At 36.5% G+C, this 13,726-nt stretch carries 13 protein-coding genes and 1 pseudogene; 12 read left to right on the top strand and 2 right to left on the bottom strand.

What is annotated here, in order from left to right; genetic code table 11:
* Positions 1–67: 67 nt before the first annotated feature.
* From G7A72_RS09830 to G7A72_RS09805, 6 genes are all read left to right on the top strand, one after another.
* A complete protein-coding gene (locus G7A72_RS09830) occupies positions 68–1,873 on the top strand; it encodes a tetratricopeptide repeat protein (RefSeq protein WP_165152331.1) in 1,806 nt (601 codons plus the stop codon).
* 69 nt (positions 1,874–1,942) lie between these two features.
* Positions 1,943–2,254 (top strand): DUF4286 family protein, encoded by a 312-nt coding sequence (locus G7A72_RS09825; protein ID WP_113664590.1) that lies wholly within the window; start codon positions 1,943–1,945, stop codon positions 2,252–2,254.
* Between the two features lie 147 nt (positions 2,255–2,401).
* Positions 2,402–3,181 (top strand): 16S rRNA (adenine(1518)-N(6)/adenine(1519)-N(6))-dimethyltransferase RsmA, encoded by a 780-nt coding sequence (gene rsmA, locus G7A72_RS09820; RefSeq protein WP_113664591.1) that lies wholly within the window; start codon positions 2,402–2,404, stop codon positions 3,179–3,181.
* On the top strand, positions 3,171–4,523 hold the full coding sequence (gene mgtE, locus G7A72_RS09815) for a magnesium transporter (protein WP_113664592.1): 1,353 nt from the start codon (positions 3,171–3,173) through the stop codon (positions 4,521–4,523). The genes rsmA and mgtE overlap by 11 nt, the downstream gene beginning before the upstream one ends.
* 178 nt (positions 4,524–4,701) lie before the next feature.
* Positions 4,702–5,478, top strand: coding sequence for a pyrroline-5-carboxylate reductase (gene proC, locus G7A72_RS09810; RefSeq protein WP_113664593.1), 777 nt, complete (start codon positions 4,702–4,704; stop codon positions 5,476–5,478).
* Between the two features lie 143 nt (positions 5,479–5,621).
* Complete coding sequence (locus G7A72_RS09805; protein ID WP_165152330.1) at positions 5,622–6,002, top strand: Dabb family protein; 381 nt, start codon at positions 5,622–5,624, stop codon at positions 6,000–6,002.
* A 111-nt stretch (positions 6,003–6,113) separates the two neighbouring features.
* On the opposite strand, the gene nhaA is transcribed toward G7A72_RS09805, so the two are convergent.
* Positions 6,114–7,283: a Na+/H+ antiporter NhaA gene (nhaA, locus tag G7A72_RS09800; RefSeq protein WP_165152329.1), complete on the bottom strand. Its 1,170-nt coding sequence runs from the start codon at positions 7,281–7,283 to the stop codon at positions 6,114–6,116.
* Between the two features lie 146 nt (positions 7,284–7,429).
* Here nhaA and G7A72_RS09795 point away from each other — a divergent pair, with 146 nt between their 5' ends.
* The 4 genes and pseudogenes from G7A72_RS09795 (at position 7,430) to G7A72_RS09780 (ending at position 9,640) form a co-directional block, all read left to right on the top strand.
* On the top strand, positions 7,430–8,377 hold the full coding sequence (locus G7A72_RS09795; RefSeq protein ID WP_165152328.1) for a 2-hydroxyacid dehydrogenase: 948 nt from the start codon (positions 7,430–7,432) through the stop codon (positions 8,375–8,377).
* A gap of 36 nt (positions 8,378–8,413) precedes the next feature.
* Positions 8,414–8,775 (top strand): annotated as a pseudogene (locus G7A72_RS09790) (VOC family protein).
* Positions 8,776–8,817: 42 nt separating this feature from the next.
* On the top strand, positions 8,818–9,201 hold the full coding sequence (locus tag G7A72_RS09785; RefSeq protein WP_091172353.1) for a DUF4234 domain-containing protein: 384 nt from the start codon (positions 8,818–8,820) through the stop codon (positions 9,199–9,201).
* On the top strand, positions 9,176–9,640 hold the full coding sequence (locus G7A72_RS09780) for a DUF2752 domain-containing protein (protein WP_165152327.1): 465 nt from the start codon (positions 9,176–9,178) through the stop codon (positions 9,638–9,640). The genes G7A72_RS09785 and G7A72_RS09780 overlap by 26 nt, the downstream gene beginning before the upstream one ends.
* A gap of 73 nt (positions 9,641–9,713) precedes the next feature.
* Here G7A72_RS09780 and G7A72_RS09775 read toward each other — a convergent pair whose 3' ends face one another.
* Complete coding sequence (locus G7A72_RS09775; protein WP_165152326.1) at positions 9,714–11,516, bottom strand: lysophospholipid acyltransferase family protein; 1,803 nt, start codon at positions 11,514–11,516, stop codon at positions 9,714–9,716.
* Positions 11,517–11,719: 203 nt separating this feature from the next.
* Here G7A72_RS09775 and G7A72_RS09770 point away from each other — a divergent pair, with 203 nt between their 5' ends.
* Both G7A72_RS09770 and G7A72_RS09765 read left to right on the top strand, forming a co-directional pair.
* Positions 11,720–12,481: an exodeoxyribonuclease III gene (locus G7A72_RS09770; protein ID WP_165152325.1), complete on the top strand. Its 762-nt coding sequence runs from the start codon at positions 11,720–11,722 to the stop codon at positions 12,479–12,481.
* A 169-nt stretch (positions 12,482–12,650) separates the two neighbouring features.
* Entirely contained in the window at positions 12,651–13,592 is a 942-nt protein-coding gene (locus G7A72_RS09765; protein ID WP_113664601.1) for an OmpA family protein, read from the top strand.
* Positions 13,593–13,726 lie beyond the last annotated feature (134 nt).

Below are 13,726 nucleotides of genomic sequence, written 5' to 3'. Positions count from 1 at the left end.
TGCAATTCTTATATGACTTATATGTTTAAAAAAAATTGATGTTTGACAAAACAAATTGCATGTAACAATGAAAAAACTCTTTCTACATATTACCCTGTTTTTTTCATTGGTTTGTTTTTCGCAAAACGAACAATTAGCGCAATACTATTATGACAAAGGTGATTTTGAAAAAGCAAAAATCAGCTATGAAGAATTGCTGAAAGAGATTCCGTTGAACTCCCAATATTTTTTAAGAATAATAGATTGTTCTCAGCAATTGCAACAGTTTGAAAGTGCCGAAAAAGCTCTTCAGCAACGACTTGAAAAACACAATCAAGGAAATCTTCTGGTGGAATTAGGGTATAATTTTCAGTTGCAAAAAAATGATGCCAAAGCCAAGATATACTACGAACAGGCTTTAGACCGGATCAAAAAAAATCCGAATGATGTCTTCGGGATATCAAATTCTTTTGAGCGAAAAGTACTCCTCGAATACGCGCTGAAATCCTACCAAACCGCTTCGGCATTAGAACCGAATTTTAATTTCAATTATCAAATAGGATTGCTTTACGGTCAATTATCTAATATGGAAATGATGATTTCCACTTTTCTGGATGAAGCGTTTGCGAATCCTCAAAACTCTATCAGAATCCAAAATCAGCTGGTTCGTTTTATGGTTGATGAAGGCGATGCTAATTTCAATGAGCTGTTGCGCAAAGCATTAATTATTAGAACCCAAAAAAACCAAGATGTTTTTTGGAATCATTATTTGAGTTGGTTTTATGTACAGCAAAAAGAATTCGAAAAAGCATTTATTCAGGAGAAAGCCATTTACAAACGCAATCCAGAATCACTTACTACTATCGTGAATTTAGGACAACTCGCCATTGATGAAGATAATGCTGAAGCAGCTAAAGAAATTTTGGGATTTGTATTGGAAAATACACAAGATTTAGAATTACTGATTCAAGCGAATTCGTATTTGATAACCATGAAAATTGAAAAAGCATCCGAAAATGACTTTGTAGCCATCAGTGCAGAATTAGACGGTTTGCTGAAACAATTTGAAATAAGTCCTTTTACCTTATCTTTGCAGCTGATTCAGGCGCATTTCACGGCATTTAATTTGAAAAAACCAGAAGAAGGAAAGGCAATAGTCAAGAGAGCGCTGGAATTGCAATTGAATGATTATCAGGTGGCCAATACCAAAATGGAACTGGCAGATATTCTGCTTTTCGAAGAAAAATTCAATCAGGCTTTGATCTATTATTCACAGATAGAATTGGATTTAAAGAATGATGTAATGGCGCATGAAGCCAGTTTGAAAGCCGCTAAAACGAGTTATTTCAAAACTGATTTTGCATGGGCATTGAAACAATTCAAGGAATTGAAATCAGCCAATACGCAGTTGATTGCCAATGATGCTTTGGAATATTTTCTGTTGATAAACGACAACACTGCAGCTGATTCGACACAAACAGCTTTGAAACAGTTTGCAAAAGGAGATTATCTGTTGTATCAAAACAGGAATCAGGAAGCTATTGCGCAGTTTCAGTCTATTTTAAAAAATAGTAAAGGACAGGGCTCGAGAGCTATGCTCGAACAGGCGAAGCAAATAGAGGCTGTGACCTTATTGCGATTAGGGAAAATATACGAAAAGAAAGGCGATTTTGCTTTGGCTTTAAGCCAATACCAAATGATTATAGATCACCACAGCGACGGAATTTATATAGATGAAGCGTTGTATTTTTCGGCAGAAATATATAACAAGCAGTTGCTGCCTGAAAAAGCAAAACCATTATATGAAAAGGTATTGTTCAATCATCAGGACAGTATTTATTTTGTAGAAGCAAGAAAGAAATTCAGGCAGTTGCGAGGAGACACTAATTTATAAAAACTGATTACTTAGATTCTTGGATTTTTTGAAAAGTCTAATAATCTAATAATCTAACAATCAAAAAAAATGATATTATACAACGTTACCACAAACATACACGAAAGCGTTCACGATCAATGGATGATCTGGATGCAACACAAACACATTCCTGAAATTTTAGCAACGGGAAAATTCTCGTCTGCAAGAATGGTGCGGGTTTTAATTGAAGAGGAAATGGGCGGCGTAACGTATTCGGTTCAATACACAACGGACAGCAAAGAAACTTTGGAGAAATATTACCAGGAAGATGCACCAGGTTTTCGCGAAGAAGGATCAAAATTATTTGGAGATAAAATGCTGGCGTTTAGAACGGAATTAGAGCTGATTGCCGATTATTAGAGCCAATGCTAGGAACGAAGCAATCATATTCAGTTGCGAGAGTTCAGTTGGGAAATAATAAATCTTGAAGTCACAATTTGTGCTCTCCAATTATAAAAAATATAACTACGCTTTGTGCCTCAGTGCCTTCGTGGCAAAACAAAAAACATGGAAAAAGTAAAAGCCAAAAAACACCTCGGACAGCACTTCTTAAAAGACGAAAGCATTGCAAAAGACATTGCTGACACGTTAAACTTAGAAGGATATGATGATGTATTAGAGATAGGTCCGGGAATGGGAGTTTTGACAAAATATTTGTTGGATAAACCGGTGAATACCTACGTTATTGAAATCGATACCGAATCAGTGACGTATTTAGATGAAAATTATCCAAAATTAAAAGATAGAATCATTTCTAAAGATTTTTTGAGGTATGATATTAATGAAACTTTTGAAGGAAAACAATTTGCTATAATTGGTAATTTCCCGTATAATATTTCAACTCAAATTGTGTTTAGAACTTTGGAATACCGCGATCAGATTCCGGAATTTGCGGGGATGTTCCAGAAAGAAGTAGCGCAACGTATTTGTGAAAAAAAGGGAACAAAGGCGTATGGAATTCTATCGGTTTTAGTTCAGGCTTTTTATGATGCCGAATATTTATTCACGGTAGATGAAAATGTATTTATTCCGCCTCCAAAGGTAAAATCAGGAGTTTTACGTTTGCGCAGGAAGAAAGATTACAGTTTGCCTTGCGGCGAAAAATTGTTTTTTACCGTAGTGAAAACGGCTTTTCAACAACGACGCAAAACGTTACGAAACAGTTTGAAAACCTTAAATTTGTCGGATAGTTTGAGAGAAGATGAAATTTTTAATCTTCGACCAGAACAGTTAAATGTAGAACAGTTTATAGCACTCACCCAAAAAATAGAAGCCGATGGAGTTTAAAATCAGCAAAGAATTAATACAAGAGTTAGAGCAACTCATTCAAAATAAAAACGACCAGCAACTGGAAGTATTATTGAATGACATGCACCATGCTGATATTGCTGAAATTCTTGATGAGCTTGATTTTAATGAAGCGACCTATATTTTTAAAGTTTTAGACAGTGAAAAAACCGCCGAAATCCTTCTGGAACTAGAAGATGATTTGCGGGAAAATATATTAAGCAGGCTTTCGCCAAAAGAGATTGCGGAAGAATTAGACGAGCTGGAAACCAATGATGCCGCCGATATTATTGCGGAGCTTTCGAAAGATTTAAAGGCCGAAGTAATATCCGAACTTCAGGATGTTGAGCACGCTAAAGATATTGTTGACTTGTTGCGGTATGATGAAGATACCGCAGGAGGAATCATGCACAAGGAATTGGTTAAAGTCAATGAAAATTGGAATGTCCTGACTTGTGTAAAAGAAATGCGCATTCAGGCCGAAAATATTTCCAGAGTCCATTCGATTTATGTTGTAGATGATGAAGATCGATTGAAAGGTCGTTTGTCACTCAAGGATTTATTGACCACTTCTTCCAGAACACCAGTTAGTGATGTTTACATTCGGAAATTGAACTCCGTAAAAGTAGACACAGAAGATGTTGAGGTGGCCCGAATCATGCAAAAATACGATTTAGAAGCTATTCCTGTCGTAGATGAAATGGGACGATTAGTAGGTCGAATTACGATTGATGACATTGTGGATGTAATCAAGGATGAAGCCGATGAGGATTACCAGTTGGCGGCAGGTATCTCGCAGGACGTTGAAGCAGATGACAGTATATTTGAACATACAAAAGCACGCCTGCCTTGGCTAGTTTTGGCTCTTTTGGGTGGTTTTATCTCCGTAAAAGTGCTCGGATTATTTGAAGGAGCAATGCTTCTGCATGGAAACTTATTCTTTTTTACACCGCTTATTGCTGCCATGGCAGGCAATGTTGGGGTGCAATCATCGGCAATTATTGTGCAGGGTTTAGCAAACAATACGTTGAGCGGATCTTTATTTAATAGATTGGTCAAAGAAGTGTCACTAAGTTTATTAAACGGACTGATTTTGGCTACGATATTATTTTTAGGAAGTCATTTTTTATTGAATGTCGAATTGATCATTGGAGTTATTGTTACTATAGCATTGATGTCGGTGATTATTATTGCTTCATTAATAGGAACTTTTGTTCCGTTATTGCTGGATAAATTTGGTATTGACCCCGCTTTGGCTACTGGACCGTTCATCACAACGAGCAATGATATTTGCGGAATTCTGATTTATTTTTCTATAGCAAAATTGATTCTGGGGTTTTAAAAGAGAGAAGAGAATAAAGAGAATAGAATAAAGAAGAAAGATAATAGAATATTGAGAGGGAATTCAACAACAAACTAATACAACTATAACTACACAACCAACACTTTTCCCTTACAGCTCCTTCTCTTTTGGAGAGGTCCCGAAGCTTCGGGAGGGGAGAGGAAAAACCACAACCAGCATGAAAGTACACATCATTGGCGGCGGAAACTTAGGTGTTTCTATCGCATTAGGATTATCAAAATTTTCACCAGAAAATCAAGTAACTATAACCCGAAGAAATACCTCCAGCATTCTGTATCTTGAAAAACTGGGTACTACGGTTTCTACAAATAACATTCATCAGATTCAGGAAGCCGATGTCATTATCTTAACCATAAAACCATACCAAGTAGATACCGTTTTAGCCGAAATCCTGCCTGAAATTTCCAACAAAATTATAGCTTCGGCCGTGAGTGGATTATCGATTGAAAATTTACAAAACAAAATCGGAACGGCTAATAGTGCGATCCGAATCATGCCCAATATTGCGGCACAATTTGGCGCATCAGCCACTTGTATTGCGTTTCACGAAAAAGACAAAGAGAAGGCACAACATGTAGTTGCTCTTTTTCAGAGTTTGGGAACCGCTCCTATTATTGACGAAAAACTGATGGATGCTGCAACTGTTCTTGCAGCTAGCGGAACTGCTTTTGCATTGCGATACATTCGCGCTTCGATGCAAGCCGGAATAGAAATAGGATTCGATTGGCAAACTGCTTTGGCCATATCCGCACAAACCGTAAAAGGCGCTGCTGAAATGCTACTAGAAGAAAAAGTACACCCAGAACAATTAATAGATCGTGTAACCACACCACAAGGCTGTACGATTGCGGGATTGAACGAAATGGAAATGCACGGATTCAGCTCGTCCTTGATACGAGGAATCAAAACTTCATTGAAACAAATCAAGGGGTAAGCCTCCACCTCCGCTAAATATTCGTGATACAAACGGCAAAATTGTCTATGACTCTACGCAAATTTTATTCTTAAGCTTTGCAAATATTGATATTTCACATTTGCATAAACACCTAAATAAATCTTATATTTAAAAAAACTATCATGAAAAAACTACTCCTTTTAGCATTTATTTTAATTTCAAGTTATACCGTAAATGCTCAAAAAGACAAGCAAAAACCAGTGCTTCGGCATGTGGTAATGTTTGGTTGGAAACCCGGAACAGATACCATAGCAATTGACAAAGTGGTAACTGCTTTTGGAGACTTGGAACATAAAATTAAATTAATAAAAGCGTATGAATGGGGAATTAACAACAGTCCTGAAAACTTAAATAATGGTTTGACGCATTGTTTTACCCTAACATTTAGCAGTGAAGCGGATCGAGATGCGTATTTGATTCATCCGGATCACAAATCTTTTGTGGCTGTTTTGAGTCCGGCACCGGATAAAGTTACCGTAGTGGATTATTGGGCTAGTAAGTAAACAGAAAGACACAATCCATATAATGGATTTAGTTTTTAAATAAAATTTGAACTAACATAAAAAGCTTCGTTTAATCTCTTAAACGAAGCTTTTTTATGAAATAGATTGAAGCTAAACTTTCTTGGATTGTTTTTTTGCTTTAGCGGGTTTCAAATTAAATTTTAACCATAAGAAACCGATAGTTCCCGCTATAAAGGAAGCAACCAAAATCGCAATTTTCGAATACGTGATTACTTCTTCTCCATCGTTTTTGAAGGCAAGCAATGTGATAAAAATAGACATTGTAAATCCTATTCCACCCAACATTCCTGCGCCTAGAATAGTGCTCCATTTTAAATCTCTTGGTAGCGTACCAATTCCCAAACTCACAGCAAGGAATGAAAACAACCAAATTCCTAATGGCTTTCCTACCACAAGACCTAACATAATTCCAATCGTGTTGGGGTGGTTCAATCCTTCATGCCAATCTGAGTTTATCGCAATACAGGTATTGGCTATGGCAAATAACGGAAGTATAAAAAACGCGACCGGATAATGTAAAAAATGCTGTAATCGATAGGAAGATGTCTTCTTGCCTCCGTCACCAAATGGAATTACAAAGGCTAATAATACTCCGGTTATAGTAGCGTGAACTCCTGAATTTAGCATGAAATACCACATTGCTGCACCACCAATTAAATAAGGAATAAGACTGTGCACTTTTCTTCGGTTCAGGATAAACAAACCACCCATAATGGCAAAAGCAATGAACAAATTCATATAAGCAATAGTGTCTGTATAAAATATGGCAATAACCATAATAGCGCCTAAGTCATCAATTACTGCAAGTGCGGTTAGAAATACTTTTAACGAGGTAGGAACACGATTTCCTAAAAGGGACAAAATACCAATAGCAAAAGCAATATCTGTCGCCATTGGAATTCCGGCTCCATTTTGCGTGATGGTTCCAAAATTTAATAATAAAAAGATGCCTGCCGGAACAATCATTCCTCCAAAGGCACCAAAAATAGGCAATGCCGCGTTTTTTATACTGGATAATTCTCCTTGATACATTTCGCGTTCTAATTCTAAACCAATGAGCAGAAAGAAAATAGCCATTAAGCCGTCATTAATCCAGTGAGTAATGGAATGGTTTCCGATTTCAGTTCCCCAAAAAGCAATATATTCGGTTTGAAAAGATGAATTAGCCAATAGCATGGAAACTATGGTAACGAATAGTAATAGGAGTCCGCCTGATTTTTCGCTTTCAAAAAAAGCTTTGAAGGTTTTTGTTAATTTCATTTTTTTGCTTTCTTTTATTACAAAACATAAGATTTATAATAAAAATTTATTAATCGCTAATTTACGATTTTACGACTTAATTTCCTCCGATAAATCAATAAACCGTAATTTTTTTGTTAATTTGAAGGATCAAAAACCGAACAATTATGGACATCAAAATCCTTCACATAGATAGCAATCATCCTGTACTTTGGGATCAGTTGCAACATTCCGGGTTTATAAATCACAGTGATTTTTCCTCTTCTAAAGAAGAAATCGAAGCCAAAATTCAAGATTACCAAGGAATTGTGATTCGAAGCCGCTTCAAGATTGACAAAGAATTTTTGGATAAAGCCGCTAATCTGCAATTCATTGCGCGTGTTGGAGCCGGATTAGAAAGTATTGATTGCGATTATGCGGCATCCAAAAACGTTACGCTCATAGCTGCTCCCGAAGGAAATAGGAATGCAGTTGCCGAACACACTTTAGGGATGATTTTATCCCTTTTTAATAAATTGAACGAAGCTGATTGCGAGATACGAACGGGACACTGGAATCGTGAAAGCAACCGCGGTCATGAACTGGACGGAAAAACTGTGGGGATTATCGGTTACGGAAACATGGGGAAATCATTTGCTAAAAAATTGCGTGGCTTTGATGTGGAAGTGCTTTGTTATGATATTCAGGAGAATGTGGGTGACGTTAATGCGAAGCAGGTTTCCTTACAAGAATTTCAGGAAAAAGTAGATGTAGTGAGTTTGCATATTCCGTGGAGTCCCGAAACGGACAAAATGGTTGATAGTGCTTTTATCAATGAATTTGCCAAACCTTTTTGGATTATCAATACGTCTCGGGGCAAGAATATTGTCACTGCTGATTTGGTTACGGCCATGCAAACCGGGAAAATTCTCGGCGCTGGTTTGGATGTTCTGGAATATGAGAAATTATCTTTTGAAACGCTTTTTAAAGACACACACACACCGGAAGCTTTCCAGTATTTGTTGAAAGCCAAGAATGTCATTTTGAGTCCGCATATTGCCGGTTGGACATTCGAAAGCCATGAGCGATTGGCACAAGTAATCGTTGATAAAATAAAAGCAAAGTATTTTGCTTAAGCCAAAGTTGAAGCGCCGGAGCAACGCGTTACCGGGATTGGCGGTTTCTTTTTTAAATCAAAAAACCTTAAAGAATTGGTAGCTTGGTACGGAAAACATTTGGGTTTAAAAACCGATCAATATGGTTCTACTTTTTGGTGGAAAGATAAAGACGGAAATGACTGTTCTACCCAATGGTCGCCATTTGCGGAGGACACGACTTATTTTGCGCCAAGCGAAAAAACGTTCGTCAAAACTTCCGAGTACATAATTTACAAGATTTGTTAAAAAAATTATTGGATGAAGGTGTAACAATTGTGGGTGATGTGCAGACTTATGAGTATGGAAAATTTGGATGGGTTCTCGATAACGAAGGAAATAAGATAGAACTTTGGGAACCAATCGATAAAGCATTTTAATAATTTTTTAATAGTAACTAACTTAAATTTAACCAAACCAAAATGGAAGAAATCGTACAAGAAACTTGGAATACTCCAAGGAAACCTATTCCAGTATTTAAAGTAGATCCAGTATTAGTATTAATTTTTGGGTTTTTAACCTGTGGATTGTATTTAATCTATTGGAACATAAAAGTTGCAGAAGTTTTTAATGCAGTTTCGGAGCGAGAAGTTATCTCACAACCTATTGCCATATTTGCAGGTTGTTGCTATCCTGTAAATATTTATTTCTTTTATTTAGCAGGTAGAGACGGACTTCCGGATGTATATCATAGATCTGGTTCAGTCCAAAAAGACGATACAGTTTTGTTGCTTATTTTAGGGCTTTTCTTTCCAATGATTGCTGCAATGATAGTTCAAAATGAAATCAATAAATTATATAAGTAATACTAAAGATAAACGTAAAATTTACGGAATTATGGGCGCTTTTCTTACGCTGATGATTCCGTTTTTTTTAATGTTTTTTAATGGGGACAATCATCTTGAAACCGATCAATCTTTGTGTCCTTTTAAAATGATTACTGGGTTTCCATGTCCTGGTTGTGGGATTACAAAATCATTGGTTTATTTTTATCATGGAGATTTTTACAAGAGCGTCAGCTATCATGTATTGGGCCCTTTTGTAATTGCATTTAGTGTTGTGAGTATTGTTGTGTTGATTATGGAGTTGATTACTAAAAAGGAGTATTTCAATACTGTTATGTATAATAAAAGACTGGCGTATGGTTTGGGTTTTTTCCTTGTTGGATATCATATCATACGGTTGATTTTCTTTATAAAAAACAATTCTTTAGATTCCATTTTGAAAGAATCAATCTGGAGGTAACTAGAAAACATAAAAAATCCCGTCTCGTATTTTTAGGACGAGACGGGTTTTTTTATAAATAGGTATTCTGTATTTAATCTTCTTTATCTGCTAATTTTCGTTCCAGTTCTTTCTGAAACTCTTCCATTACGGGTTTCATGGTGCTTTCCGGAATATCAGCAATTCTGATGTACATCAATCCGTCAACGGCGTTATTAAAAAGCGGATCTACATTGAATGCTACCACTTTTGCATTTTGTTTGATGTATTTTTTAATCAAAACCGGCAAACGCAAACTTCCTGGTTCCAGTTCATCAATGATTTTATCAAACTTATTCAAATCAGATTCGGCTTCATCAAAAATGAAATCCTTGTCGGCATCTTTTAGTTTTACTTTATACGCTTTCTTCGGGTGAATGTATTGCGCAATATAAGGATCATAATAATTGGACTTCATGAATTCAATCATCAGCGATTTAGAAAAATCTGAAAATTGATTGCTGATACTTACGCCACCCAATAAAAATTTATGTTCTGGATAACGCAATGTGGTGTGCATAATCCCTTTCCAAAGCAGGAAAAGAGGCATTGGCTTCTGTTGGTATTCTTTAATGATAAAAGCACGACCCATTTCTATGGACTTATGCATCATATCATGTAATTCAGGCTCAAATCGGAACAAGTCGTTGAGGTAAAAACCATTTATACCGTATTTTGGATAAATTTCTGAACCCAATCCCATTCGGTACGCACCAGCAATTTTATTAGCTTCATTATCCCATAAAAACAGGTGATGATAATATTGATCGTGCTTGTCTAAATCAATAGATTCATTTGTTCCCTCGCCCACTTCTCTAAAAGTTATTTCTCTGAGGCGTCCTATTTCATGTAGGATATTTGGTATCTTCTTTGCTTCTGCGAGAAACACTTCGTAATTTTTACTTTGTAAAAGGCGACAATCCGTACTTCGCAAAGCATCTACTTCTTTGGTCATTTTGTCTTGACTGGCAGCAGTTACAATAGTTTTTGGGCTTTTAGCAATTTTTAAAGTAGGCGTTGGCAAAAAAGGAATTTCTTTCTCGAAAGGATTGGCCAACATGTACGTTTTTTTCCTTAGAAACTCAGAGTACTCCTCTAAAGTGTTGTGCTCGTTTTGTTCGCTAACTGAAATTGGTTTTCCAATGCGCACTTTAATCACGCGTCGTTTCTGGCTAAATACTTCCGAAGGTAATTTTGCTGTTCTAAAAGTCCCGCTTATTTTAGAAAGCAAATAAAATAACCGACTGTTTTTTGCATGAAAATAAATAGGAACCACAGGGACTTGGGCTTTTCTGATTACTTTAATAGCGCCTTCTTCCCAAGGTTTATCCACCATTAATTTACCATCTTTGTACGTAGAAACTTCCCCGGCAGGAAACATTCCTAAAGGTTTACCGTCACTTAAATGGCGCAGTGTTTCTTTAATTCCCACTACGCTTGATTTGGCGTCCTTATGATTTTCAAAAGGATTTACCGGCATAATGTATTTCTTGAGCGGCTCAATACGGTGCAAAAGAAAATTGGCGATGATCTTGAAATTTGGTTCTCTCTCCAGCATCAATTTCAATAGCAAAACCCCATCAATTCCTCCCAATGGATGATTTGAAATGGTGATATAAGCGCCTTCTTTTGGTAAACGTTTTAAATCCTCTTCTGGAATTTCGAATTTTATTTGTAAATCATCAAGTATACCATTCAGGAAATCAACTTCTGTTAAATGTTTATTTCTATCGTATACTTTGTTTAACGTCGATATTTTTAGCACCTTCATCAGCATCCATCCGGAAAAAGTTCCCAGAACCCCGTACTTGTCTGCATTTATTGCTTTTGCAACTTCTTTCGCGGTTACTAAACCCATGTATTTTTTGTTTTTTTAGAGCAAGAAACAAAGATAGCAAAAAACTCCATTTTCTCTATTTTTCTCCATCAAACTTCTACTTTTTTGTTACATTTGAAACCCACATTCAACCAATATAATTTTTTCCGATAAAATTAAAAAGTGGGTTCCTGAGAATCGCAGGCAAAAAATAATTTTTCGGAAGAGATTCAAAATAATTTTTCATGAGAATAATTTCATACAACGTAAACGGAATCAGAGCAGCCATTTCAAAAGGATTTATCGACTGGTTGCAGCATGCAAATCCAGATATTATTTGCCTTCAGGAAATTAAAGCAACCGAAGATCAAATCCCTGTCGATGATATTGCAAAAGCGGGTTATCCCTACCAATATTATTATTCAGCAACCAAAAAAGGGTACAGCGGCGTGGCGATTCTCTCTAAAATTAAACCTAACAATGTCGTTCACGGAACCGGAATTCACCACATGGATTTCGAAGGAAGAAATCTTCGTGCCGATTTTGATGGATTTTCAGTGATGAGTTTGTACCTGCCATCAGGCACAAATATTGATCGTTTAGACCATAAATTCACGTTCATGGACGATTTTCAGAATTATATTGACGAACTCAAAAAAGAAACGCCAAACCTGGTTATCTGCGGGGATTACAACATTTGCCACGAGGCAATCGACATTCATGATCCCATCCGAAACAAAAATGTCTCCGGTTTTTTACCACAGGAAAGAACTTGGCTTGACGGATTTATGAAGTCCGGATTTGTGGATAGTTTTCGCCATTTCAACAATGAACCGCACCAATATACATGGTGGAGCTACCGCGCCGGAGCAAGAGGGAACAACAAGGGTTGGCGAATCGATTACAATTTAGTCAGCGATTCTTTAAAACATAAATTGAAAAGAGCCGTTATTTTATCAGATGCCGTGCATTCGGATCATTGCCCAATTTTAGTGGAAATAGAGTAACGTTTTCAGGAGCAATTTCCCGTCTCATCCTAAAGACGAGATTACATTTTTTTCTCTCGTTAAACAAAATTAGAAAAGGATTTTTCCTTTTATCGGCGCTAGAGTATTTGACTACAATTTAAATTTTTGGGTTCAAAACAACATTAGAAACAACATAAATACCAACCAAATGATTAAAAGAGTTTCCATCGGATTATTAGTATTGGCGCTTTCAACTTCTTGCGTGTCCAAGAAAATATACAATGATTTAGAAAGTAAATATGCCGATTCCAAAAAAGAAAACCGAAGTTTAGCAGATGAAAATGCTGATTTGCTAAAAGCTAAAAACCAATTAGAATTAGACCGCGACGGTTTGAAAAATGATTTGAGTAAATCCAAAGCGGAATTGGATAAATTGAAAGCAGATTACGCCGCAGCGCAAAATAAATTTAAAGTCTTGCAGGATTCGTACGCCGCTTTAGAAAAAAATAGCGGTGATGCTTTGCAAAGCAACATGAAGAAAAATCGTGATTTGCTGGAGCAATTAGACGAAAAAGGAAAAGCATTGGCTTTAGAACAAGACCGATTAAGCAAAAGCGCACAACGTCTGCAAGAATTGGAAGATTTGATTGCTGCCAAAGAAGCTAGTATGAAAAAACTAAAAGAAACCTTGTCTAAAGCCTTGAACAGTTTTGAAGGAAAAGGGTTGACGGTAGAACAAAAAAACGGGAAAGTGTATGTTTCTATGGAGAACAAATTACTTTTTAATTCGGGAAGCTGGGCTGTAGGTTCCGAAGGGAAAAAAGCAGTTGTAGAATTAGCAAAGGTTTTGGGTGACAACCCGGACATATCAGTACTGATCGAAGGTCATACGGATGATGATGCGTTTACAGCTTCAGGTCCAATTGCGGATAACTGGGATTTATCAACCAAAAGAGCGACAGCAATAGTTGCTATTTTGAGTGAGAACAAAAAAATCAACAAGCAAAATCTTACTGCGGCAGGAAGAGGAGAATTTTCGCCATTAACTAGCAATTCAACTGCAGATGGGAAAGCTAAAAACCGTAGAATCGAAATCATATTAACGCCAAGATTAGACGAAATTGCCGAAATGCTGAATGAGATAAATTAAAAAATAATTAAAGTTTCAAATCGAGAAAGGTTCAGAGTGTATGCTTTGGACCTTTTTTCTTTTACCGCAAATTCGCTAATTTTATCTTTTGATTGAAGGATTTTAAATTCGCAAATTCGCGGTTTATTTTTTTA

The organism is Flavobacterium sp. Sr18 (assembly GCF_011064265.1).
Lineage (GTDB): Bacteria > Bacteroidota > Bacteroidia > Flavobacteriales > Flavobacteriaceae > Flavobacterium > Flavobacterium petrolei.
The sequence above is the reverse complement of the archived record's forward strand: the minus strand, read 5'-3'. Positions and strand labels throughout refer to the sequence as shown.

Coding starts and splice junctions, on each gene's coding strand:
- G7A72_RS09795 (WP_165152328.1), top strand. CDS start 7,430: ATGGACATCAAAATCCTTCACATAGATAGCAATCATCCTGTACTTTGG.
- rsmA (WP_113664591.1), top strand. CDS start 2,402: ATGGAAAAAGTAAAAGCCAAAAAACACCTCGGACAGCACTTCTTAAAA.
- mgtE (WP_113664592.1), top strand. CDS start 3,171: ATGGAGTTTAAAATCAGCAAAGAATTAATACAAGAGTTAGAGCAACTC.
- proC (WP_113664593.1), top strand. CDS start 4,702: ATGAAAGTACACATCATTGGCGGCGGAAACTTAGGTGTTTCTATCGCA.
- G7A72_RS09765 (WP_113664601.1), top strand. CDS start 12,651: ATGATTAAAAGAGTTTCCATCGGATTATTAGTATTGGCGCTTTCAACT.
- nhaA (WP_165152329.1), bottom strand. CDS start 7,283: ATGAAATTAACAAAAACCTTCAAAGCTTTTTTTGAAAGCGAAAAATCA.
- G7A72_RS09775 (WP_165152326.1), bottom strand. CDS start 11,516: ATGGGTTTAGTAACCGCGAAAGAAGTTGCAAAAGCAATAAATGCAGAC.
- G7A72_RS09830 (WP_165152331.1), top strand. CDS start 68: ATGAAAAAACTCTTTCTACATATTACCCTGTTTTTTTCATTGGTTTGT.
- G7A72_RS09785 (WP_091172353.1), top strand. CDS start 8,818: ATGGAAGAAATCGTACAAGAAACTTGGAATACTCCAAGGAAACCTATT.
- G7A72_RS09805 (WP_165152330.1), top strand. CDS start 5,622: ATGAAAAAACTACTCCTTTTAGCATTTATTTTAATTTCAAGTTATACC.
- G7A72_RS09770 (WP_165152325.1), top strand. CDS start 11,720: ATGAGAATAATTTCATACAACGTAAACGGAATCAGAGCAGCCATTTCA.
- G7A72_RS09825 (WP_113664590.1), top strand. CDS start 1,943: ATGATATTATACAACGTTACCACAAACATACACGAAAGCGTTCACGAT.
- G7A72_RS09780 (WP_165152327.1), top strand. CDS start 9,176: ATGAAATCAATAAATTATATAAGTAATACTAAAGATAAACGTAAAATT.